This window comes from Chryseobacterium hilariae (genome assembly GCF_051400735.1).
Classification (GTDB): Bacteria; Bacteroidota; Bacteroidia; order Flavobacteriales; family Weeksellaceae; genus Chryseobacterium.
Genome location: NZ_JBLFFJ010000001.1, coordinates 963,827 through 985,024, shown reverse-complemented (window position 1 = coordinate 985,024; position 21,198 = coordinate 963,827). Strand labels below are relative to the sequence as shown.

The following is a 21,198-nucleotide window of genomic DNA, read 5'->3' as shown; positions in this document are numbered from 1 at the left end:
CAAAAGAGGGATTTAACCAATGATAGGATGAGCTCCTGTCAATCAAAAAAATCATATGAAAAAAGTAGGAATTGTAGGCGCCAACGGCTACACAGGAAGCGAATTGATCCGTGTGCTGGCTTTTCATCCCAATGTGACATTGAGTTTTTTATATAGCCGTTCCAATTCGGGGAAAAAAATTTCAGATTTGTACCCGGATTTAACGGCAGTTTGTGAGCAGGTTTTAACAGATAAACCTGAAGAAGTAGATATTTTATTTCTGTGTCTCCCTCATAAGGAAAGCCAGAACTGGCTTACTGTAAATCCGGTAAAAGATGAAACTTTAGTGATTGATCTTGGAAATGATTTCCGTTTGGACGGAGGTTTTGGAAACAGACAATTTATCTATGGACTTCCTGAAATCAACAAAAAAAATCTGGAAGGAGCAAAAAGTATTGCCAACCCCGGATGTTTTGCAACGGCGATTCAGTTGGCTCTTCTTCCGCTAGCAGAAAAAGGTTTGTTGAATGAAGTATACACAACAGGAATTACAGGTTCAACAGGTGCGGGACAATCTTTACAGGCAACGACTCATTTTACCTGGAGAAATGATAATATTTCAGCATACAAAACGCTGACACATCAGCATGTGGATGAGATTTTACAGCAGTTAGTTTTGTTTAATCATAACGATGTCAGTCTGAATTTTGTTCCGTGGAGAGGAGATTTTGCAAGAGGAATTTTTACAAGTTCTACAGTGAAAACGGATTTAATACTTTCAGATATCGTTCAGTTGTATCAGGATTTTTATGAAGAGGAGCCATTTGTAAAGGTAAGTGAAAATGCAATTGATCTAAAGCAGGTTGTCAATACCAATCGCTGTGTGATTCATATAGAAAAGAGTGGAAATGTAGCGGTTATTCACTCAGCGATTGACAATTTGTTGAAAGGAGCCTCCGGACAAGCGGTACAAAACATGAATATCGCGATGGGCTGGGAAGAAAGCCTGGGGTTGAATTTAAAACCGATAGCATTTTAAAAAAGTGAATAGTCAATAAGTCAATTGTGAATTGAAAAACCGAAATATTCGACTTAGGAAAATGGAGCGTTAAGAAAATTAATTCTATGAACGTTAAGAAAATTCTACTGTTTGAAGCGCGACAAAAATATTGAATCGAAAACAAATATTGAAATCGCGCAAGTTTTAGAATTTTTAGAGAATAGAAATAATTTTTAGCGGAAGTTTCCAGGTCTTGAACTTTTGTTTCTTTTGTTTCAAGACAAAAGAAAAATAAACAACAAAAAAATGAATTTATTCAACGTATATCCATTATTCAACATAAATCCGGTAAAAGCTCAGGGGTCTTTTCTTTGGGATGATAAAGGAGAAAAATATCTTGATTTTTATGGAGGTCACGCGGTGATTTCCATAGGACACAATCATCCTCATTATCAAACTCAATTGAAAAAGCAGCTGGAGAAAATATCTTTCTATTCAAACTCGGTTCAGAATGAATTACAGACTGAACTGGCTGATAAATTGGGCAAGCTTTCAGGCTATGAAGAGTACAATCTTTTTCTGTGTAATTCAGGAGCTGAAGCTAATGAAAACGCTTTGAAGCTGGCCTCTTTCCATAACGGGAAAAGTAAAGTGCTTTATTTCTCAGGATCATTTCACGGAAGAACTTCTGCGGCGGTTTCTGTGACAGATAATCCAAAGATTGTTGCTCCGGTTAATTTTTCTGAAAGATTCATTAAATCTGAATGGAATGATATCAAACAGCTTGAAGAGATCTTTGAAACACAGGGAAATGAAATTTCATCCGTCATTATTGAAGGAATTCAGGGGGTGGGTGGAATCATGATTCCTACTGCAGAATTCCTATCCAAAATTAAAGAACTGTGTGAAAAATATGACGTAGCACTGATTCTTGATGAAGTTCAGTCAGGGTACGGAAGAAGCGGGTATTTCTTTGCCCACCAGGAATTCGGAATTGAACCGGATATGGTCACTACCGCGAAAGGAATGGGAAATGGTTTTCCGATTGGGGGTGTTTTGATTCATCCAAAATTTCAGGCAACCAACGGTTTGCTTGGAACAACTTTCGGAGGAAATCACTTGGCTTGTGCAGCGGCGATTGCTGTTCTGGATGTTATGAAGGAGGAAGATCTTATAGCAAATGCTCAGGAAATGGGTGATTATATTGAAAACGAAATTAAAGACTTTCCACATATTAAATCCATCCGAAGGAAAGGATTAATGATTGGAGTAGAGTTAGATCAGGACTGTTCAGAAGTGAGGAAAAGCCTGTTGTACGATCATTACATTTTTACAGGAAATTCCAATGACAAAAATGTATTGAGGATCCTTCCGGCTCTTAACATCGGAAAAGAAGAGACAGATCTTTTTGTCGATGCCTTAAAAGTAGTTTTAGATAAGATTTAAACCACAAAAGGGCTAAGATTATCACAATTAATTTAAAAAATCATCAAATGAAAAAATTCACCTCTGTAAGTGATGTAAAAAACTTACAGGAAATTATAAAAAAAGCTTTACAGATTAAAGAAAATCCCAATTCCGAACCGGAAAAAGGAAAGGGGAAAACAATAGGCCTCGTGTTTTTAAATTCAAGTTTAAGAACACGTTTAAGCAGCCAGATTGCAGCTCAGAATTTAGGATTAAACGTCCTGACTTTGAATGCAGCCCAGGAAGCCTGGAATCTGGAATTTGCAGACGGAGCCGTAATGAATGGCGATACTGTTGAACATATTAAAGATGCGATAGAAGTATTAAACCAATACTGCGATATCATTGCTGTACGTTGTTTTGCAGGAATGAAATCTAAAGAAGACGATGTGAATGAAAGTATTCTAAGCCAGTTTGAACAACACGCCAAAGTGCCTGTGGTTTCTCTGGAATCTGCAACACGACACCCGCTTCAAAGTCTGGCAGACTGCATTACCATTACAGAAAACTGGAAAGAGGATCGTAAACCGAAAGTGGTTCTTACCTGGGCGCCACACATCAAACCGATTGCTCAGGCCGTTGGAAATTCTTTTGCAGAGTGGATGCAGGAAATGGATGTTGATTTTGTAATCGCCAATCCCGAAGGGTATGATCTGGATAAAAATTTCACGAAAGATACCAAAGTAATTCATGATCAGGATGAAGCTTTAAAAGATGCCGATTTTATCTATGTGAAAAACTGGTCCTCTTTTGATGACTACGCAGCCATGCCGGAAGTGAAAGAAAACTGGATGCTGACCGGAGAAAAACTGGAAAACACCAACCATGCAAAAGTAATGCACTGTCTTCCCGTCCGCCGTAATGTAGAGTTGAGTGATGAAGTAATGGACGGAGAAAACTCCATCATCTATCAGCAGGCCAAAAACCGAATTTTCTCTGCGCAAGCAGTTTTTTCAGAAATTTTGGATGAATTGAATTCTAAATAACGGAGTTTAATCCTTGTCAAGGATAAGAATGAAAAATCTCAAAAAAGATTTACAATGAAAGAAAAGCTATACATTATAAAAATCGGTGGCAATTTAATTGATGATGAGGAATTACTGAACGAATTTTTAGAGCAGTTTTCTGAAATTAAGGAAAAGAAAATTCTGGTTCACGGTGGCGGAAAATTAGCAACTACTTTAGCTGATAAATTGGGTGTCGAACAAAAAATGATCAACGGACGGAGAATCACAGATAAAGATACGCTGGATATTGTGGCAATGGTGTATGCGGGAGGAATCAATAAAAATATTGTGGCCAAACTTCAGCATAAAAAATGCAAAGCAATAGGTTTTTCCGGAGCTGATGCAAATTTAATTAAAGCCAGAAAAAGAGAGCATGCGGAAATAGATTTCGGCTTTGTAGGAGATATTGAGAAGAAAAGCGTGAACAGAAAATTGATCTCAAAATTAATTAAACTTAAGCTTGTTCCTGTTTTTTCAGCGATTACGCATGATAAAAAAGGAAATCTTTTTAATACAAATGCAGATACGATTGCTTCAGTAATTGCCCAGGCTTTATCATCAAAATATGATGTGGAATTACTGTATTGTTTTGATAAAGAAGGTGTTTTGGAAGACGTTGAAAATCCTAAATCTGTTATTGGAAATATTTCTGAAGAAGAATTCTCTGTATTAAAAGGAGCAGGAAAACTTCATAAGGGAATTCTGCCCAAACTTGAAAACGCTCTTGGGGCTGTAAAAAATAATGTAAACAAGGTATTCTTAATTAAAGAAACCCAATTAAAAAATCATATAGAAAACCATCATGGAGGAACTAAAATCTGTTTATAGTAAAGAAGAGCTGCTGACTCACGCGGTTGAATTGCTTAAAAAACTGATTGCAATTCCTTCATTCAGCAAAGATGAATACAATACGTCCGTAGAAATTGAGAATTTTTTTAAGAAACATCATATTCCTGCAAAACGTTTTAAAAACAACATTTGGGCAGTTAATAAAAACTTTGATGCATCTAAGCCGTCCATCTTGCTGAATACCCACCATGATACGGTAAAACCTAATAAAGCATATACATTAGATCCGTTTCTTCCGGTTGAGCAGGACGGAAAACTATATGGATTGGGAAGTAATGATGCAGGAGCTTCTCTGGTTTCCATGGCTCAGGTTTTTTTACATTTTTATGAGAAAGAAAATTTAAAATATAATTTAGTTATTGCTTTGACGGCTGAGGAGGAGATTTCAGGATTTGATGGAATTGAGGCTTTATTTCCACTGCTTCCGGACATCGAATTCGCCATTGTAGGAGAACCAACGCAGATGAATCTGGCGATCGCGGAAAAAGGCCTTTTGGTGATAGACGGGGAAATGAGAGGAACTCCTTCTCACGCTGCTCATCCGAATGGCGATAACTCCATTGTAAAATGTATGGAAGATCTTCAAAATATTCTGAACTTCAGATTTCCGAAGGTTTCCGATTATTTGGGTGAAGTTAAAGTTACCCTTTCCGGAATTCACGCAGGTGTTCAGCATAACGTAGTTCCGGAAGCCTGCACTTTTACTTTAGATGTAAGAGTTACCGATGAATATTCCAATAAGGAAGTTTTTGAGGTCATTCAGTCGCAGATGAAATCTTCATTAATGGCCAGGTCTTTCAGGTTAAATTCCTCAAAAATTGAAATGGATCACCCTTTTGTTCAGGCAGGTCTTGAAATCGGAAGGACAACTTACGGTTCACCAACATCATCCGATCAGGCGATTATTCCGTGTACATCCGTAAAAATTGGCCCTGGTGATAGTAGGCGCTCTCATACAGCAGATGAATACATCTATATAAAAGAGATTGAAGAAGGAATCGAGATCTATATAAGGATCTTAGAAAAAGTTTTGTAAGGAGAAGTTAGATGTTAGATATTAGAAGTTAGAAATTTACAATATGGTGTACTAACATCTAATATCTAATATCTAATATCTAAAAAAAATGTTTTAACCAGGCTCAGCAGGCAAAAAAGTCTAGTTTTTAATAAAGATTTATGCAAAAAGAAAATTAAAGACGAAGACTTTTGAATGTGGAGATGTTTTTTTATAGTTTAATAATAAGGATGCTCTGCTGGGCAGGTTGAAACAAATTAAATTAAATATTGTAAAAAATATAGTATGAAAAAAATATGGCAGAAGGATGACCTGGCCACCAATATATTAGTCAATAAATTTACAGTCGGGAAAGATCTTGACTTTGATGAACGTTTAGCAAAATATGATGTTAAAGGTTCCATGGCACATTGCCAGATGTTGGCAGAAACCGGAATTATCTCAGGTGAAGAATCAGAACAGATGCTTTCTGTTTTAGCAGATATTTTAAAAGATATCGAAAACGGAACATTTGAGATCGATAAAGAAGCAGAGGATATCCATTCTCAGGTTGAAGCGATATTAATTGAAAAATTAGGCGATACCGGAAAGAAGATCCATACGGCAAGATCCAGAAATGATCAGGTTTTACTGGATATCAAGCTTTATCTGCTGGATGAGATCCGTGAAATTACATCTTTGACCGATGAGTTTTTTCAAATCTTAATTAAACTGGCTGATCAACACAAAGGTAAGTTGCTTCCTGGCTATACCCACCTTCAGATTGCAATGCCGTCTTCGTTTGGATTATGGTTTGGAGCCTATGCGGAAGCATTATTAGATGATGTTGAATTGTTGTTTTCGGTGAAGAATATCATCAATAAAAATCCTCTGGGTTCAGCGGCAGGATACGGTTCCTCTTTCCCGATTGATCGTGAAAGTACGACCTATAACTTAGGTTTTCAGTCGATGAACTATAATTCTGTATACGCACAGATGACCCGTGGAAAATCGGAAAAAATGCTGTCTATGGCAATGGCTACTTTAGGCGGAACGCTTGGGAAATTTGCCTATGACGTCTGCTTATATTTAAGCCAGAACTTTGATTTTATCAGTTTTCCAAAAGAATTTACAACGGGAAGCAGCATTATGCCACACAAAAAGAATCCGGATATCTTCGAACTGGTTCGTGCACGATGCAACAGAATTCAGTCTTTACCGAATGAACTTATATTATTAACGAATAATCTACCTTCCGGTTATCACAGAGACGTCCAGCTGACAAAAGAAATTCTTTTCCCGGCTATTGATTCCCTGAAAGAATGTCTGGAAATCTTAAATTACACCCTTCCGAATATTCAGGTAAAAGATGGAATTCTGGAAGATGAGAAATACAAATATCTTTTCAGTGTAGAGAAGATCAATGAAGAAGTGAAAAAAGGAAGTTCATTCCGTGATGCCTATGTAAAAGTAGGGCAGGAGATTGAAAATAATGAATTTGAATTTGAAGTTGGAAACCTCGATCATAGCCATCAGGGAAGCATAGGAAATCTGTGTCTGGATAAAATAGAATACCAGTTTAATAAACTGAAGAATAAGTTATTAGGTTGATTTTAAAAAGTAAACAAAGAAGCAAATCAATACTGTATTTCAAAAATTAAGCGAAGCGGCTTTGTTTATCTTAAAAAAAATAGAGCATTTTACTTATCCTTTGTTTAACGTTGTGATAAATTAAGAAAAGATTAATCTAAATCAATCTTAAACTTAGTGGATTTTTTTACTTCGTGAAGCACGATAGAGCTGTGGTACTGACCAATATTAGGTATATTTGAGATCACATTCACTGCAAAATCATTATAAGAATTAATGTCCTTTGCAATGATCTTAAGCATGTAGTCGTACTCGCCGGAAAGACTGATGATTTCCTGGACTTCATCATGTTTCATAATATTTTTCTCAAAGGTTTCCAGTACTTTCTGGGATTGCTCTTTAAGACGGACATTACAGTAGACCACGATATTCAGGCCCAGTTTTTCACGGTTTAAAAGACCAACGTATTTCTCAATAATGCCATGCTTCTCCAATTGTTTGATACGCTCATAAGTTGGAGTAAACGTAAGACCTATCCTTTCTGAGATTTCCTTCACAGATAATGTAGAGTCTTCCTGAATAATGCTGAGAATCATTTTGTCTTTTAAATCCATAGAATAGGTTTGAGATTTAACAAAAATATCAATTATAAATGAAAATAAGGAATGATTAAGAGGTTTTAATTTATTTTAAAATTTGGTTTTGTAAGTTCGTAAATTATTTGTATCTTTGCACCTAATGAATAAAAGAGTATTTATATCATTAGATTTACCGGGCGAAAGCGCCCTTTACGATATTTATTATTATTAGCGAAGATGTTGTCTTCGCTTTTTTTATGTTCAAAAATTAAGAATTATGTTTACGATTACAGAACTTAGCACCGAGAGAATCAACAGTATACTGACCGAAGCACTGGCTTTTGCCAACGGGAAAACTGCAAAAATTGAAGGAGAAATTTTCTGCTCAAACCTTTTCTTTGAAGACAGTACAAGAACAAAGACAAGCTTTGATATCGCGGAAAGAAAACTGGGCCTGCAGGTAGTACCTTTTGATGCTTCCCACAGTTCTGTAAATAAAGGAGAGAGCCTTTATGATACCGTAAAAACCATCCAAAGCCTAGGCGTGAATCTGGTAGTTATCAGAGACAAGAAGGACCGGTATTTTGAAGAACTAAAAAACATCAATATCCCGGTGATCAACGGAGGAGACGGAACAGGAAACCATCCATCCCAGTGCATGCTGGATCTGATGACCATCTTTCAGGAATTTGGAAAATTCGAAGGTCTGAAAATAGGAATCGTTGGAGATGTAAAGCACAGTCGTGTGGCCAATTCCAATGCAGAAGCATTAAGAAGATTAGGCGCTAAAGTATATTTCTCCGGACCTGAAGACTGGTTTGATGAAGGAGCTTTAATTAATGGAACTTATTTGCCGGTTGATCAGCTAATATCTGAAGTGGATGTGCTGATGCTGCTAAGAATCCAGCATGAGAGACACGATGCGAAAATGAGTTACTCCGCTTCAGAGTATCATAGAAAATATGGTCTTACGAAAGAAAGAGAAAAGGCAATGAAAGAGGGCGCAATCATTATGCATCCCGCTCCTATCAACAGAGGTGTAGAGATTGATACAGACCTTGTAGAATGTGAACGTTCAAGAATTTTTAAGCAGATGCAGAACGGCGTGTTCGCAAGAATGGCGATCCTGAAGGAAGCACTGGAAAAAGAAGGGTATACCTTTAAAGTGGATTAAATAGAATAAAGAGTAAAGCAAAAAGAAAATAAAAACAGAACGAGGAAGTCTAACTTCTAACTTCTTAAATCTAATATCTAATTTTTAAAAATGAAGAAAAAATTAATACTGGAGTCCGGTGAAGTGTTTCATGGAGAAGGTTTCGGAGCAGAATTGGAAACTGCCGGAGAAGTAGTTTTCAATACCGGAATGACAGGCTATCAGGAGTTGATCTCCGATCCGTCATACTGCGGTCAGATTGTTTGCATGACCTATCCGCTTATCGGAAATTATGGTATTAACCGTGATGATTATGAAAGTATCGAGCCGGCTATTAAAGGACTTATCGTAAAAGAGCTTTGCGATCTTCCTTCCAATTTCCGTACCCAGATCACTTTAGATGAATTATTTAAAAAGAAAAATCTTTCTGGAATTTCTGGAATTGATACCAGAAGACTCACCAGAATTCTTCGTAATTCAGGAGTTGTGAAAGGCAAAATTGTAAACATTGAAACTGATGAAAACGAAGTTGTTGCAGAGTTAAAAGGTACCAGCTTCCCAACTAATCAGGTGGAAACCGTTTCTACAAAAACAGCTTACGCCAATCCGGGAAGAGGATTTAAGGTAGTGTTGGTAGATTTTGGTTCCAAGTTAGGAATTATCAGAGAGCTGTCTCAAAGAAACTGTGACATTACTGTAGTTTCCCACGATACAACAGCAGAAGAGATCTTATTAATGGATCCGGACGGAATTATGCTTTCAAACGGTCCCGGTGACCCTGAAGACAACCCGCAGGCACTAGAAATGATCCGCGGATTATTAGGAAAAGTTCCGATCTTTGGAATCTGCTTAGGACATCAGTTAATCGGTTTGGCTTGCGGTGCAAAAACATTCAAACTGAAGTTCGGCCACAGAGGAGGAAACCACCCTGTACTGGATCTTGAGAAAAACAAAGTATCCATCACTTCTCAAAACCATGGATATGCAGTAGATCAGGAAAGTCTTAAAGATACAGACCTTATAGAAACTCACATCGCCCTAAACGACAGAACCAACGAAGGTCTGAAACACAAGATCCATCCATGCTTCTCCGTTCAGTATCACCCGGAAGCAAGCCCAGGCCCTGAAGATGCAAATTATTTGTTTGATGAGTTCATTGATTTAATGTACCAATTTAAAAATGTAACAGTTTAACAATAATTAAATGATCAATTTCGAAAACAATCCTTTAATTGAAAAAACAGTGAAATTCTCTTTAGATATTATTGAGTTTTGCGAATTATTGGAACAACATAAGAAATTTGTCATTGCTAAACAGTTATTACGTTCAGGAACAAGTATCGGTGCGAATTCTTTTGAAGCGCAGAATCCTTATAGTAAAAAAGATTTTGTGAATAAAATAAAAATTGCAGCCAAAGAACTTGAAGAAACAAAATATTGGTTATATCTGTGTAAAAACTCCAAAAATTATCCCTTTGACGATAAGTTGGAAACGCAGATCATAGAAATCGGAAAAATTATTTATAAAATTTTAAGCACAAGTTTATCAAAGGAAAACGGTCTGTAAACATTGTTACACTGTTAGATTGATAAATTGTTACATTTTAAACTTATGAAAAGAAACGATATAAAAACAATTTTAGTAATCGGTTCAGGACCCATCATCATCGGGCAGGCAGCTGAATTTGATTACGCAGGAACGCAGGCTTGCCTGTCTTTGAGAGAAGAAGGCTACAAGGTGATTTTGATTAATTCAAACCCTGCAACCATTATGACGGATGTAGAAATCGCAGATAAAGTATATATCGAGCCGATTTCCCTTCAGTTTGTAAGTCACATCATCAGAAAAGAACGTCCGGACGCTTTGTTACCGACACTGGGAGGTCAGACAGGTCTGAATATGGCGGTAGAACTGGAAAAATCAGGAATTCTTGAAGAATGTAAAGTAGAAGTTTTGGGAACTACACTTTCTGCCATCAACAGAGCGGAGGACAGAGATCTTTTCCGTGAGCTGATGAGAGAACTGAATGAGCCGGTTCCGGAATCGGACATTGTGACTACGGTAGAAGGAGCGATCCGTTTTGCTGACGAGATCGGTTATCCGGTGATTGTTCGTCCTGCCTTCACGATGGGAGGAACTGGAGGCGGTATTGCTTCCACAGAGGCTGAGCTGAAAGAAATTGCGGAATTGGGACTGAAATATAGTCCTGTTACCCAGTGCCTTATCGAAAAATCAATTGCCGGTTTCAAAGAGATTGAATACGAAGTAATGCGTGATGCCAACGACAATGCGATTGTGGTTTGTAACATGGAAAATATAGATCCGGTAGGAGTTCACACAGGGGATTCTATCGTAGTAGCGCCTTCCCAGACACTTTCTGACAGAGAGTATCAGTTACTGAGAAACGCTTCCCTAAAAATCATCAGAGCCTTAGGAATTGAAGGAGGATGTAATGTACAGCTGGCTTTAGATCCGCATTCATTCAACTACTATATCATCGAGGTGAATCCTAGAGTTTCCCGTTCATCAGCATTGGCAAGTAAAGCGACAGGATATCCGATCGCAAAAATTGCTGCAAAAATTGCAGTAGGATTAACGCTTGACGAGATTATGAATCCGGTAACAGGAAAAACATACGCATGTTTTGAGCCGGCCCTTGACTATGTGGTAACGAAATTCCCGAGATTCCCGTTTGATAAATTCGAGACAGCAGACAGAAGACTGTCTACACAGATGAAAGCGACCGGAGAAGTAATGGCCATCGGGAGAAACTTCGAAGAATCATTACAGAAAGCCGTTCGTTCCTTAGAAACAGGCTTAAGACATCTAGGATTAAAAACAAAACAGGCTGCCGCTTTAACAGACGAAGATATCGAAAGAAGAATCAGGGTTTGTGACGATGAAAGACTGTTTATTATCTGTGATGCTTTAAGAAGAGGTTACGATTGGGAACAAATTGTAGAATGGAGTAAAATTGATAAATTCTTCATCTGGAAATTAAAGAAGCTTGTTGATTTTGAAAAAGAAATAGCTGCCCATCAATTCGACAAAGAAATTTTAGTTCAGGCTAAAAAATTAGGTTTCTCGGATCAGAATATCGCTCATTTATGGGGATCTTCCCAGAGGGAGGTATATAATTTCAGAAAAGAAAACGGGGTAATACCGGTTTACAAAATGGTAGACACGTGTGCAGCAGAATTTGAAAGTGAAACCCCTTATTTCTACGGAACCTATGAAGAAGAAAATGAAAGTGTGGTAACGGATAAGCAAAAGGTGGTCGTTCTGGGTTCAGGACCTATCAGAATCGGGCAGGGAGTTGAGTTCGACTATGCAACGGTTCATTCGGTTTGGGCGATCAAGGAGATGGGTTACGAAGCGATTATCATCAACAACAACCCGGAAACGGTTTCTACAGACTTCTCGATTTCAGATAAATTATACTTTGAGCCTTTAACGGAAGAAGACGTAATGAATATCATCGACCTTGAAAAACCGATGGGAGTGGTGGTTCAGTTCGGAGGTCAGACAGCGATCAACTTAGCAGATAAACTGGCAAGTTACGGTGTGAAAATTCTGGGAACTTCACTGGAAGATTTAGACCGAGCTGAAAACAGAGATAAATTTGAAAAGGCCCTTCAGGAAATGGGAATTCCACAGCCTTTAGGAAAAACGTCAACGTCAAAAGAAGAAGCCATTAAAATTGCCAGTGAGATCGGGTATCCGGTTTTGGTTCGTCCAAGTTATGTTTTGGGAGGTAGGGCAATGGAAATTGTGTATACCGAAAGCGAATTGGCTCACTACATGGAATTTGCGGTAGATGCCAGCCCGGAGCACCCGGTTTTGGTAGACCGTTATATTACAGGAAAAGAAGTTGAGGTTGATGCAATCTGCGACGGTGAAACGGTAATTATCCCTGGGATTATGGAACATATCGAAAGAGCAGGAGTTCACTCCGGGGATTCAATCGCTGTGTATCCGCCTCAGAATGTTTCGCAGCAGGAAATTGATACTCTGGTAGATTATACTCAGAGACTGGCTAAAGGATTGAATGTGATCGGTTTAATGAATATCCAGTACGTTCTTTTCGAAGGAAATGTATATGTGATTGAGGTGAACCCGCGTTCATCAAGAACAGTTCCTTTCTTATCTAAAATCACTGAAGTACCGATGGCTAACCTGGCAACAAAAGCAATTTTAGGTCAGAAACTGAAAGATTTAGGGTACAAAAATGGATTAGTTCCGAATAAAGAAGGAGTCTTTGTAAAAGTTCCTGTATTCTCTTTCTCAAAACTAACGAAAGTAGATATCTCTCTGGGACCGGAAATGAAGTCTACAGGAGAAGTAATGGGGAAAGATACAACATTGGAGAAAGCTCTTTACAAAGGACTGATCGCAGCAGGAAGAAAAGTTCCGATGCACGGTTCAATTTTGTTCACTGTTGCAGATAAACACAAGCAGGAAGCTGCAGATCTGGCGTCAAGATTCCATGAAGTTGGCTTCAGAATCTGGGCAACAGAAGGAACAGCTAAATTCTTTGAAGAAAAAGGAATACCTTGTAAAATCGGATACAAAATAGGAGAAGATGATGTGAACCTTATCGACCTGATCCAGAAAGGTAAAGTACAGTATGTAGTGAATACCATGACCAAAGGTAAACAGGTAGAGAGAGACGGATTCCAGATCAGAAGAATGAGTGTGGAGAACGGCGTTCCTTGTTTAACATCCATGGATACGGTAGAAGCTATCCTGAAAGTCATTGAAAGCATGAGTTTCAAAATGGAGACGATGTAATTTCGGATTCAAATGATATAATTTTAAACCCCGTGAGTTTTCTTGCGGGGTTTTTGTTTAATTTTGTGGATTTTTACAAACTTTAAATGCAGCACAGATGCTGGCTGCAATGATTAATGGCACTTTATAAAAGAGTAATACCAAGAAAATATGAACGAAATTTCGGACAAATTAAAATTAATTTTTAAACCCTTTTTGATTATTGCAATTTGTTTTATTGTAGGATATACTTTTTTGCATTGGATATTATTTATCAAAGCGGAAATTCCACTGAAAGAACAGATTGTAAGATTCTGGCTACCTTTTGGACTTCCCTTTATTCCAATATTAATTTGGTTGAGGCCAAAAATAAAGTTGTTGTATTTCAAAAATGAAAATGCTTCATTTTTATACCAGTTTATTGCTTGCGTCGCTATAGCAATTCCTACCATAATTGCTCAGGAATATTTAGTAACTGCTATAGGTAAGCTTACAAAAGTTGAAAACATATCACAAATTGATAAGAGTGAAAAAACTAAATATTATTCTTTAAAGAATTACTATATCGACAAGAGACATATTGCTGTGCAAAATACAGTAACAGTAACCGGGAAAAATAATACAGATTTTAATATGTTGATCTATGTTGCGATGCCAATTTTAAAAAGCATTTCCGACACAGCAAAAGCAGAAAGTAAATTTTGGTTAGGAAAGCGATACAGTGAACGGATAAGCAACCGTCTTTCAGATCAGGAAAAAGAAACTAAATACAAAATTTTTGCAGAACAAAAACAAAAAGAATTTGAAAAAACTGACTTTAGTAAATTCAAGTATTTAGAAATAATAGGAAATACTGAAGATCATGATGAATTTAATAAAGCAATTTTAGATTTAGGAATGATCAATGGTGACGATCAGATAGTTTTTGAAGCTAAAAATGAGCCTTTTGAAAATAGAAACGGTAAAAAGTTTGAATGGATTTTTGGTTCGCTGGGAATTGGAATCTTAGTGTATTTTATACTTTTATTATTTTTTAAGTTTGATAAAAAACGATTGGAAAATTTTAAAAGAGGAAGGACTGAAAAAGATACAGATCTGAAAGAAATACTTGAATTTTTCGTTCCTAAAAAAGATTTTTTTATTACCCCAATAATTATTAACCTGAATTTACTGGTTTTTGTTGCAATGGTTATTGCTGGTTTTGGTCTTATATCTTTCAAAGCAGACAATTTATTAAGCTGGGGGGCTAATTACAGACCCATTACGACTGACGGGCAATGGTGGAGGCTTGTGACAAATACTTTTATGCATGGAGGGCTAATGCACATTTTAGCCAATATATATGGGCTTTTATTTGTAGGTATTTTCCTTGAACCGCTTTTGGGAAAGACAAAATATTTACTTGTTTATTTGATAACAGGGATATTAGCAAGTGCTGCCAGTATCTGGTGGTATCCTGCTGTAGTAAGTATTGGAGCTTCGGGTGCAATTTTTGGACTTTATGGTTTCTTTTTAGCAACCTTATTACTTAAAGTGTTCCCACCTGATTTTGGAAAAGCATTTTTATTAAGCACACTTGTTTTTGTTGGCTTTAATTTGCTTATGGGTTTTACTGGTGGTGTTGACAATGCTGCGCATATTGGAGGTCTCTTAAGTGGATTTATAATTGGAATTTTAATGTCAAGACAGCTTAAATTAAAAATTGATATGCAGAACGAAGAATAGTAGAAACAGCTACATCCATGGACACAGTAGAAGCTATCCTGAAAGTCATTGAAAGCATGAGTTTCAAAATGGAGACGATGTAATTTCGGATTCAAATGATATAATTTTAAACCCCGTGAGTTTTCTTGCGGGGTTTTTGTTTATTGAAAATTTAATTATCAGCTGATTACAGAAATTTGTATGAATTAGATGATGGTATAAGTGAAATGTGTACATTGCATATAGGTGAATAGTAGCGAAAATTTAATGACATTGAAAGTTTAGATTAATAAAATACCCTCCAAATGATAAACATCAAATCCGGTTTCTTATATACTGTTTCATGTATTGGAATCCTTTTTTCCTGTACCTCTGCAAAGCATATTGTGGTAGAGCCAGATACGCATGTTATTCCTGAAAAAACAGATTCGCTCTATAAAGAAATCCAAAGGCTCGGTTTAGAATACACTCAAAAAAGTAATGTTCCCGGAGTAGCTGTTGCTGTGATTGAAAATGGAAAAGTTACATGGATACAATGCATTGGATATGCTGATGTAGTAAATAAAAAACCGGTAACAAACCAGACAATTTTTAACGTTGGCTCCGTTTCAAAGGTCGTCGCTGCGTGGGGATTCATGCAATTGACAGAAAAAAAACTGGTTGAATTGGATGATCCTGTAATCAATACTTAACCCGCTGGAAATTACCACAATCCTCATTTGATATTTCAAAAGTTACCCTTAGACGGATTCTAAGCCATACGGCTGGACTTTCCGTTCATGGATATGGAGGTTCTGAGCAGGGAGCTAAACTCTTATCATTAGAAGAATCTCTTTCAGGAAAAACAAAAAGAAACAAAGAAAGTGTAAGTCTGATCATGGAGTCCGGAACAAAATGGAAATATTCAGGTGGTGGTTACACGCTTGCGCAGCTCTTACTTGAAGAAAGAACCAAAGAAAACTTTGCTGAATACATGAGAAAAAATGTTTTTAAGCCTCTGGGATTAAATCATACTAATTATGAATGGACAGAAGAAATGAAAGCAAATTCCGCCACAGCTTATGATACATTGGGAAAACCTATAAAAAACAGAATATTTACCGAACAGGCTGCTGCAGGACTGCAAACAACAATTTTAGATTTTGCCCGTTTTGCTGAATTATCTATCACAGCCGATCCAAAAGAACTGAATAAAGTTTTAAAACCCCAAACGGTACGATTGATGGAACAACGTGTCCAGCCAGGTTCCAGTGAAGGAGAAAGCGGTCTCGGTTACCGGTTCTTTAACTTTGAAAATCTTCAGACTGTTGGCCATACAGGTGAAAACGATGGTTGGTGCGCTTCTATGTTTTTGCACATGCCTACTAAAAGCGGTTTAGTTATTCTTTGCAATGGCTCTAACTGGAAAGATGATATGAGAAATTCAATGTATGCTGCTTGGGCAAAATCAGTTTTAAGAAAACTCGGAAAATGATGATTTGATATGAGTAAAATTTAAGCCCTGTAATTTTCTTGCGTAGTTTTTTCATATAAAAATACTTGTCCGTTTTTCGGTTGCACAAAAACCGCATCTGTATTACTTTTGATAAAAAATTAAGATGACAGCAATTCAGAGATTCAGAGAACTGCATGAGCAGAATGATCCATTATTGATAGGAAACGTTTGGAATGTCCAGAGCGCTAAGGTTTATGAAAAACTGGGCTATAAAGCAGTGGCGACTTCAAGCTCGGCAGTAGCATTTAGCCTGGGATATGAAGACGGCGAAAACATAAGCTTTGATGAATATTTTTATATCATTGAAAGAATTTTAAAATCCATATCAATTCCATTATCCGTAGATCTGGAAGGCGGCTATGGAAAAACCACTGACGAGATAGTTTTAAACATTTCCAGACTGGCGAAGGCTGGTGTTGTCGGGATCAATATTGAAGACAGTGTCATTATTGAAGGTAGCAGAAAATTATTAAGTCCAGACGATTTTTTTAATAAATTAAATGCAGTTATTCAAAAGCTAAAAGAACAAAACATTGAGATTTTCGTCAATGTCAGAATAGATCCGTTTCTGCTCGGTGTAGACAATGCAGCAGAAGAAAGTTTGCACCGGATGAAAATCATAGAAAAAGTGGGAGCGGACGGGATCTTTGTTCCCTGTATCACTGAAGTACAGGATATTAAACGCCTTACCGATGCCGCAAAACTTCCGTTCAGTGTTATGGCTATGCCTGAACTTCCGGCTTTTATTACCCTGGAAAGGCTAGGCGTTAAAAGAATTTCATCCGGAAATTTCTTAAATGGCTATATTTATGGACAATTAGAAACTGCATTAAAAAACATCGGTGAAACCGGGAGCTTTTCCCCAATTTTTTAAACATGATAAAGCTTACAGAAGAAAGAATGTATCAGGCATCTTTAGAGAAAGATTCCTCATTTGAAGGCATTTACTGGATGGCTGTAAAAACTACGGGTATATTCTGCCGCCCAACCTGTACAGCCAGAAAGCCCAAAAGAGAAAATGTTGAATTCTTTATTAATACAGAAAAGGCGATAGAAAATGGCTACAGACCGTGTAAAATTTGCCGGCCACTCGAAAAACTGAATGAAACACCCCGATATATTCAGGATCTGATAGACGAACTTCAGCAGAATGAATCATTAAAAATCAAAGACGCAGACCTCCTGAAAAGAAACATAGAACCGGTAACCATCAGACGCTGGTTCCTGAAAAACCACCGAATGACCTTTCAGGCTTTTCAGAGAGAATTCAGAATGAATAAAGCATTTAAGAAAATAAAAAACGGCGGAAACATTATGGAAACAGCACTGGAATCAGGTTACGAAAGTTTAAGCGGCTTTAATGAACGCTTTAAAGATGTTATTGGTACAACACCCAAAAATACAATCCGCCGGAAAATCATTGACCTAAAAAGGCTGGAGACACCATTAGGACCCATGTTTGCCTGTTCATGCGAAGAAGGAATATGCCTGCTCGAATTTACAGACCGAAAAAATATAGACCGCCAGTTCAGCCAGCTGTCCAAAGTGATGAACGCAGAAATCGTTCAGGGTGAGAATAAACACTTTAAGCAGCTGGAAGATGAACTCAATGAATATTTTGAGGGAAAAAGAACGAAATTTGATGTACCGATTTATACCACCGGAACGGATTTTCAGAAAAAAGTCTGGAACCTTTTGACTGAAATACCCCTAGGAGAAACCCGGACGTACAAACAACAATCTGAGTTTTTGGGCAATCCTAAAGCCGTACGCGCTGTAGGAACGGCAAACGGGATTAATAAAATCGCAATCATCATTCCCTGTCACCGGGTAATAGGCTCAGATGGCGAACTGGTAGGGTATGCCGGAGGAATATGGAGAAAGCAAAAACTTCTGGAACTGGAAGGAGCTATCTTATTTTAAATAGCTCCGTTAATTCATTTTATAATAAGGCTCGGAAAAATATTTGCTGTGCTTAATGTACACTGTTTTTCTATCAGCATCGAAAATCCAGTTGAACCTCTTCAGCATATCTGCACCCAAATAATTAACTGTTTGTGTCTTACGTTTTCCTACAAAAAAGCCTGCTGGTACATCCTTCAGAACAGAATTACTTAGCTTAAAGAAAGGAAGAATTCCCTGCTTGGTTATGATACTTTCTCCTGAAGAATTCTTCATGGTTTTTTCCGAAGTTGTCTTTAAAAGCTTATCCAGCTCTTTTTCTTCTGCAAAAGCATTGCTGTAAAGAATAGCTCCGGAGAATCCGGACTGTAGCAGAAAATAGGCTTCCTGCTGTTGCTTACCATCAATGACATTATCTGCATTAATAAAAAACTGTCCATTCTCATGGAATAGCATAACGCCTTGATAACCATTTAAATCCGGTTCTTTGTCATAAATTTCAAACCTGTTGTTATCATAATCTATTTTAAAAGATTTTCCAGAGAACATTCCTGTTCCGATCTTTCCATCTGCTTCATGACCCGTCAGCTCATTATTAAAAAAACGGACATTATTTAAATTCATCTTCCCGATCTGTACTGTATTATCATTACTCACATCATCTTTATCAAAAGTAATATGATCTGCTTTGTGGTGTCTTTCCGGAGAAATTGATGCATCCTCCATGGCGATCTGGAACATCAGATCCAGAGAATCCTTCTTATTCACCAGGGTTTTGATGATAATATTATTGTGTTTTGTAATTCTGAACGGAATCGTCTGCTGTGCATTGATGGTGAAAAGACCTGCAGAAAGCAGTACGATAATGCTTGATTTTATGAACATTCTGATGTGATTATGGTTAAATTCCGGAATTTTAAAATTACCCATTATCTTTGGAACAGCAAAAACTAAAATCAGATGATTCAAAAAGTGATTAATAGCAGCTTTCATTGAAAAAAAATATCACGTGCAGTGGGAACAGCAAAAAGCATCAATAAAATTGCCATTCTGATAGCCTGTCACCGTGTTACCGGTTCAAATGGCGAGCGGGTTGGGTATGTTGGAGGAATCCGGAAAAAGCAAAAATTATTGGAATTAGAGGAGGTTATTTTATTTTGATTTTTGTAAATTTAGGCAAAAATTTACACGTGAAAAAGTTACTATTTGCACTTTGCATATCAGCTTCGGCTTTAAGTTTTGCTCAGGATTACTCAGTACCGGCAGCAAGTCCGCGTCAGAAGGTAGAACAGCAGTTTTCTATGTCCAAAATCAGCATTGATTATGGAAGACCGGGAGTGAAAGGACGTAAGATCTTCGGAGAACTGGTTCCCTACGGACAGGTTTGGAGAGCAGGCGCGAACTCATCTACAAAAATCACATTTGGACAGTCTGTTAACTTCGGCGGAAAAACAGTTCCTGCAGGAACATACGGGCTTTTTATTGTTCCTACGGAAAAAGAATGGAAAGTAATATTAAATAAAGATTTCCAGCAATGGGGCGCTTACACCTATGATCCAAAGCAGGATGTTGTAGATGTAACTGTACCGGTGAACAAACTGGCTGACAAGCAGGAGTGGTTTGAAATCACCTTGAACCCAACGGATGAAAACTCAGGAAACCTGGTGATTAAATGGGATATGGCTCAGGCAGAAGTTGCTTTAAAACCTGCAAAACCAGAGGCTGTTATCAAGATTGCAGATAAACTTAAAGAAATTAAGAAAATAGAAGCAGACGCTGCAAAAACAAAAAGTTAGGCAATGAAATTTTCAATTCAACCTGTTTTAGAAAATCAGGAATATAAATTAATCCCCTTAGAGCAAGGGGATTTTGAGTCTTTATATGAAGTAGCTTCCGATCCGAGAGTTTGGGAGCAGCATCCTAATAAAGAGCGATATCAAAGAGAGGTCTTTGAAAGCTTTTTCAGAGGAGCTATGGAAAGCGGAGGTGCTTTTAAAATAGTAGAAAAATCCTCCGGCGATATTTTGGGCAGTACACGTTTTTATAATTTTGATGAAAATGAGAGCCGCATTTTCATTGGCTATACTTTCTATGGAACAAAGTCGTGGGGAAAAGGGATCAATCCTAAAGTGAAAAAAATGATGCTTGATTATATCTTCCAATACGTAGACAAGGTACATTTCCATATTGGAAAAGAAAATTTCAGATCCCAGACTGCTTTGGAAAGAATTGGTGGCAAGAAGATCGCAGAAGAGGAAGTGGCTTATTTTGCAGAGCCTACAAGAACCAATTTTGTGTATGAAATCAAAAAAGAAAATCATTCATGAAAAAATACAAGATCCAAACATCACCGTTTGTAGTACCTACCACAGACGGAAAATTAATTGAAGAGCATTGGGGAAATTCTACAGGAAATTCAAATGTTTCCATTGCCCATATGGTAGCACCACCGGACTGGAGCGAACCGCATCAGACCCCGGATTTCGACGAGTTTACTCTTATTATTTCAGGGAAAAAGCAGTTTGAGATAGACGGAGAAATCATCATTCTTGAAAAAGGACAGAGTATTTTGATAGAAAAGGGAGCAAGAGTACGTTACAGCAATCCGTTTTCAGAATCTTGTGAATATATTGCCATCTGTCTTCCAGCGTTTTCGATGGAGCTGGTAAACAGGGAGGAAGAATAAATATAACAATATAGCAGTGTAAC

General features: G+C 37.4%; 21 protein-coding genes. 19 read left to right on the top strand and 2 right to left on the bottom strand.

The window, feature by feature from the left end; genetic code table 11:
• The first annotated feature begins 55 nt into the window (after positions 1 to 55).
• From argC to argH, 6 genes are all read left to right on the top strand, one after another.
• The gene (argC, locus tag ACMGDK_RS04595) at positions 56 to 1,018 is read left to right on the top strand and encodes an N-acetyl-gamma-glutamyl-phosphate reductase (protein ID WP_436806847.1); all 963 of its coding nucleotides are present in this window, start codon (positions 56 to 58) and stop codon (positions 1,016 to 1,018) included.
• Between the two features lie 267 nt (positions 1,019 to 1,285).
• A complete protein-coding gene (locus tag ACMGDK_RS04590; protein WP_436806846.1) occupies positions 1,286 to 2,425 on the top strand; it encodes an aspartate aminotransferase family protein in 1,140 nt (379 codons plus the stop codon).
• A gap of 47 nt (positions 2,426 to 2,472) precedes the next feature.
• Positions 2,473 to 3,432: a Rossmann-fold NAD(P)-binding domain-containing protein gene (locus ACMGDK_RS04585; RefSeq protein ID WP_436806845.1), complete on the top strand. Its 960-nt coding sequence runs from the start codon at positions 2,473 to 2,475 to the stop codon at positions 3,430 to 3,432.
• Positions 3,433 to 3,486: 54 nt separating this feature from the next.
• A complete protein-coding gene (argB, locus tag ACMGDK_RS04580) occupies positions 3,487 to 4,281 on the top strand; it encodes an acetylglutamate kinase (protein WP_436806844.1) in 795 nt (264 codons plus the stop codon).
• Positions 4,256 to 5,338 carry a M20 family metallo-hydrolase gene (locus ACMGDK_RS04575; RefSeq protein WP_436806843.1) on the top strand — a complete coding sequence of 361 codons (1,083 nt, stop codon included), beginning with the start codon at positions 4,256 to 4,258 and terminating at the stop codon, positions 5,336 to 5,338. The genes argB and ACMGDK_RS04575 overlap by 26 nt, the downstream gene beginning before the upstream one ends.
• 264 nt (positions 5,339 to 5,602) lie before the next feature.
• Complete coding sequence (argH, locus tag ACMGDK_RS04570; protein ID WP_436806842.1) at positions 5,603 to 6,907, top strand: argininosuccinate lyase; 1,305 nt, start codon at positions 5,603 to 5,605, stop codon at positions 6,905 to 6,907.
• A gap of 131 nt (positions 6,908 to 7,038) precedes the next feature.
• Here argH and ACMGDK_RS04565 read toward each other — a convergent pair whose 3' ends face one another.
• Positions 7,039 to 7,500, bottom strand: a complete 462-nt coding sequence (locus ACMGDK_RS04565; RefSeq protein ID WP_169235940.1) for an Lrp/AsnC family transcriptional regulator — start codon at positions 7,498 to 7,500, stop codon at positions 7,039 to 7,041.
• Between the two features lie 241 nt (positions 7,501 to 7,741).
• On the opposite strand from ACMGDK_RS04565, the gene ACMGDK_RS04560 reads away from it, so the two are divergent.
• The 9 genes from ACMGDK_RS04560 (at position 7,742) to ACMGDK_RS04520 (ending at position 18,510) form a co-directional block, all read left to right on the top strand.
• On the top strand, positions 7,742 to 8,638 hold the full coding sequence (locus ACMGDK_RS04560) for an aspartate carbamoyltransferase catalytic subunit (RefSeq protein WP_436806841.1): 897 nt from the start codon (positions 7,742 to 7,744) through the stop codon (positions 8,636 to 8,638).
• A gap of 90 nt (positions 8,639 to 8,728) precedes the next feature.
• The gene (locus tag ACMGDK_RS04555) at positions 8,729 to 9,811 is read left to right on the top strand and encodes a carbamoyl phosphate synthase small subunit (RefSeq protein WP_436806840.1); all 1,083 of its coding nucleotides are present in this window, start codon (positions 8,729 to 8,731) and stop codon (positions 9,809 to 9,811) included.
• A 10-nt stretch (positions 9,812 to 9,821) separates the two neighbouring features.
• Positions 9,822 to 10,184 (top strand): four helix bundle protein, encoded by a 363-nt coding sequence (locus tag ACMGDK_RS04550; RefSeq protein ID WP_436806839.1) that lies wholly within the window; start codon positions 9,822 to 9,824, stop codon positions 10,182 to 10,184.
• A gap of 45 nt (positions 10,185 to 10,229) precedes the next feature.
• Positions 10,230 to 13,409, top strand: a complete 3,180-nt coding sequence (carB, locus tag ACMGDK_RS04545; protein ID WP_436806838.1) for a carbamoyl-phosphate synthase large subunit — start codon at positions 10,230 to 10,232, stop codon at positions 13,407 to 13,409.
• Positions 13,410 to 13,559: 150 nt separating this feature from the next.
• A complete protein-coding gene (locus ACMGDK_RS04540) occupies positions 13,560 to 15,113 on the top strand; it encodes a rhomboid family intramembrane serine protease (RefSeq protein ID WP_436806837.1) in 1,554 nt (517 codons plus the stop codon).
• Between the two features lie 284 nt (positions 15,114 to 15,397).
• Entirely contained in the window at positions 15,398 to 15,784 is a 387-nt protein-coding gene (locus ACMGDK_RS04535; RefSeq protein WP_436806836.1) for a serine hydrolase domain-containing protein, read from the top strand.
• 32 nt (positions 15,785 to 15,816) lie between these two features.
• Positions 15,817 to 16,566, top strand: coding sequence for a serine hydrolase domain-containing protein (locus tag ACMGDK_RS04530; protein ID WP_436807250.1), 750 nt, complete (start codon positions 15,817 to 15,819; stop codon positions 16,564 to 16,566).
• Positions 16,567 to 16,690: 124 nt separating this feature from the next.
• Positions 16,691 to 17,461 carry an isocitrate lyase/PEP mutase family protein gene (locus ACMGDK_RS04525; protein ID WP_436806835.1) on the top strand — a complete coding sequence of 257 codons (771 nt, stop codon included), beginning with the start codon at positions 16,691 to 16,693 and terminating at the stop codon, positions 17,459 to 17,461.
• A 2-nt stretch (positions 17,462 to 17,463) separates the two neighbouring features.
• Positions 17,464 to 18,510 (top strand): bifunctional transcriptional activator/DNA repair enzyme AdaA, encoded by a 1,047-nt coding sequence (locus tag ACMGDK_RS04520; RefSeq protein ID WP_436806834.1) that lies wholly within the window; start codon positions 17,464 to 17,466, stop codon positions 18,508 to 18,510.
• Between the two features lie 9 nt (positions 18,511 to 18,519).
• On the opposite strand, the gene ACMGDK_RS04515 is transcribed toward ACMGDK_RS04520, so the two are convergent.
• Entirely contained in the window at positions 18,520 to 19,374 is an 855-nt protein-coding gene (locus tag ACMGDK_RS04515) for a hypothetical protein (RefSeq protein ID WP_436806833.1), read from the bottom strand.
• Positions 19,375 to 19,503: 129 nt separating this feature from the next.
• On the opposite strand from ACMGDK_RS04515, the gene ACMGDK_RS04510 reads away from it, so the two are divergent.
• Genes ACMGDK_RS04510 through ACMGDK_RS04495 form a run of 4 tightly spaced genes read left to right on the top strand, consistent with a single transcriptional unit; the run spans position 19,504 to position 21,175 of the window.
• Entirely contained in the window at positions 19,504 to 19,650 is a 147-nt protein-coding gene (locus tag ACMGDK_RS04510; protein WP_495849243.1) for an MGMT family protein, read from the top strand.
• 29 nt (positions 19,651 to 19,679) lie between these two features.
• Complete coding sequence (locus ACMGDK_RS04505; protein ID WP_436806832.1) at positions 19,680 to 20,285, top strand: DUF2911 domain-containing protein; 606 nt, start codon at positions 19,680 to 19,682, stop codon at positions 20,283 to 20,285.
• Positions 20,286 to 20,288: 3 nt separating this feature from the next.
• Positions 20,289 to 20,816, top strand: coding sequence for a GNAT family N-acetyltransferase (locus ACMGDK_RS04500; RefSeq protein ID WP_436806831.1), 528 nt, complete (start codon positions 20,289 to 20,291; stop codon positions 20,814 to 20,816).
• Positions 20,813 to 21,175: a cupin domain-containing protein gene (locus ACMGDK_RS04495; protein WP_436806830.1), complete on the top strand. Its 363-nt coding sequence runs from the start codon at positions 20,813 to 20,815 to the stop codon at positions 21,173 to 21,175. Before ACMGDK_RS04500 ends, ACMGDK_RS04495 begins: the two co-directional genes overlap by 4 nt.
• The last annotated feature ends 23 nt before the right edge of the window (positions 21,176 to 21,198 follow it).

Excerpts from the sequence above, each read along its gene's own strand:
- argC (WP_436806847.1), top strand. The coding sequence starts at position 56 with ATGAAAAAAGTAGGAATTGTAGGCGCCAACGGCTACACAGGAAGCGAA.
- ACMGDK_RS04590 (WP_436806846.1), top strand. The coding sequence starts at position 1,286 with ATGAATTTATTCAACGTATATCCATTATTCAACATAAATCCGGTAAAA.
- ACMGDK_RS04585 (WP_436806845.1), top strand. The coding sequence starts at position 2,473 with ATGAAAAAATTCACCTCTGTAAGTGATGTAAAAAACTTACAGGAAATT.
- argB (WP_436806844.1), top strand. The coding sequence starts at position 3,487 with ATGAAAGAAAAGCTATACATTATAAAAATCGGTGGCAATTTAATTGAT.
- ACMGDK_RS04575 (WP_436806843.1), top strand. The coding sequence starts at position 4,256 with ATGGAGGAACTAAAATCTGTTTATAGTAAAGAAGAGCTGCTGACTCAC.
- argH (WP_436806842.1), top strand. The coding sequence starts at position 5,603 with ATGAAAAAAATATGGCAGAAGGATGACCTGGCCACCAATATATTAGTC.
- ACMGDK_RS04565 (WP_169235940.1), bottom strand. The coding sequence starts at position 7,500 with ATGGATTTAAAAGACAAAATGATTCTCAGCATTATTCAGGAAGACTCT.
- ACMGDK_RS04560 (WP_436806841.1), top strand. The coding sequence starts at position 7,742 with ATGTTTACGATTACAGAACTTAGCACCGAGAGAATCAACAGTATACTG.
- ACMGDK_RS04555 (WP_436806840.1), top strand. The coding sequence starts at position 8,729 with ATGAAGAAAAAATTAATACTGGAGTCCGGTGAAGTGTTTCATGGAGAA.
- ACMGDK_RS04550 (WP_436806839.1), top strand. The coding sequence starts at position 9,822 with ATGATCAATTTCGAAAACAATCCTTTAATTGAAAAAACAGTGAAATTC.
- carB (WP_436806838.1), top strand. The coding sequence starts at position 10,230 with ATGAAAAGAAACGATATAAAAACAATTTTAGTAATCGGTTCAGGACCC.
- ACMGDK_RS04540 (WP_436806837.1), top strand. The coding sequence starts at position 13,560 with ATGAACGAAATTTCGGACAAATTAAAATTAATTTTTAAACCCTTTTTG.
- ACMGDK_RS04535 (WP_436806836.1), top strand. The coding sequence starts at position 15,398 with ATGATAAACATCAAATCCGGTTTCTTATATACTGTTTCATGTATTGGA.
- ACMGDK_RS04525 (WP_436806835.1), top strand. The coding sequence starts at position 16,691 with ATGACAGCAATTCAGAGATTCAGAGAACTGCATGAGCAGAATGATCCA.
- ACMGDK_RS04520 (WP_436806834.1), top strand. The coding sequence starts at position 17,464 with ATGATAAAGCTTACAGAAGAAAGAATGTATCAGGCATCTTTAGAGAAA.
- ACMGDK_RS04515 (WP_436806833.1), bottom strand. The coding sequence starts at position 19,374 with ATGTTCATAAAATCAAGCATTATCGTACTGCTTTCTGCAGGTCTTTTC.
- ACMGDK_RS04500 (WP_436806831.1), top strand. The coding sequence starts at position 20,289 with ATGAAATTTTCAATTCAACCTGTTTTAGAAAATCAGGAATATAAATTA.
- ACMGDK_RS04495 (WP_436806830.1), top strand. The coding sequence starts at position 20,813 with ATGAAAAAATACAAGATCCAAACATCACCGTTTGTAGTACCTACCACA.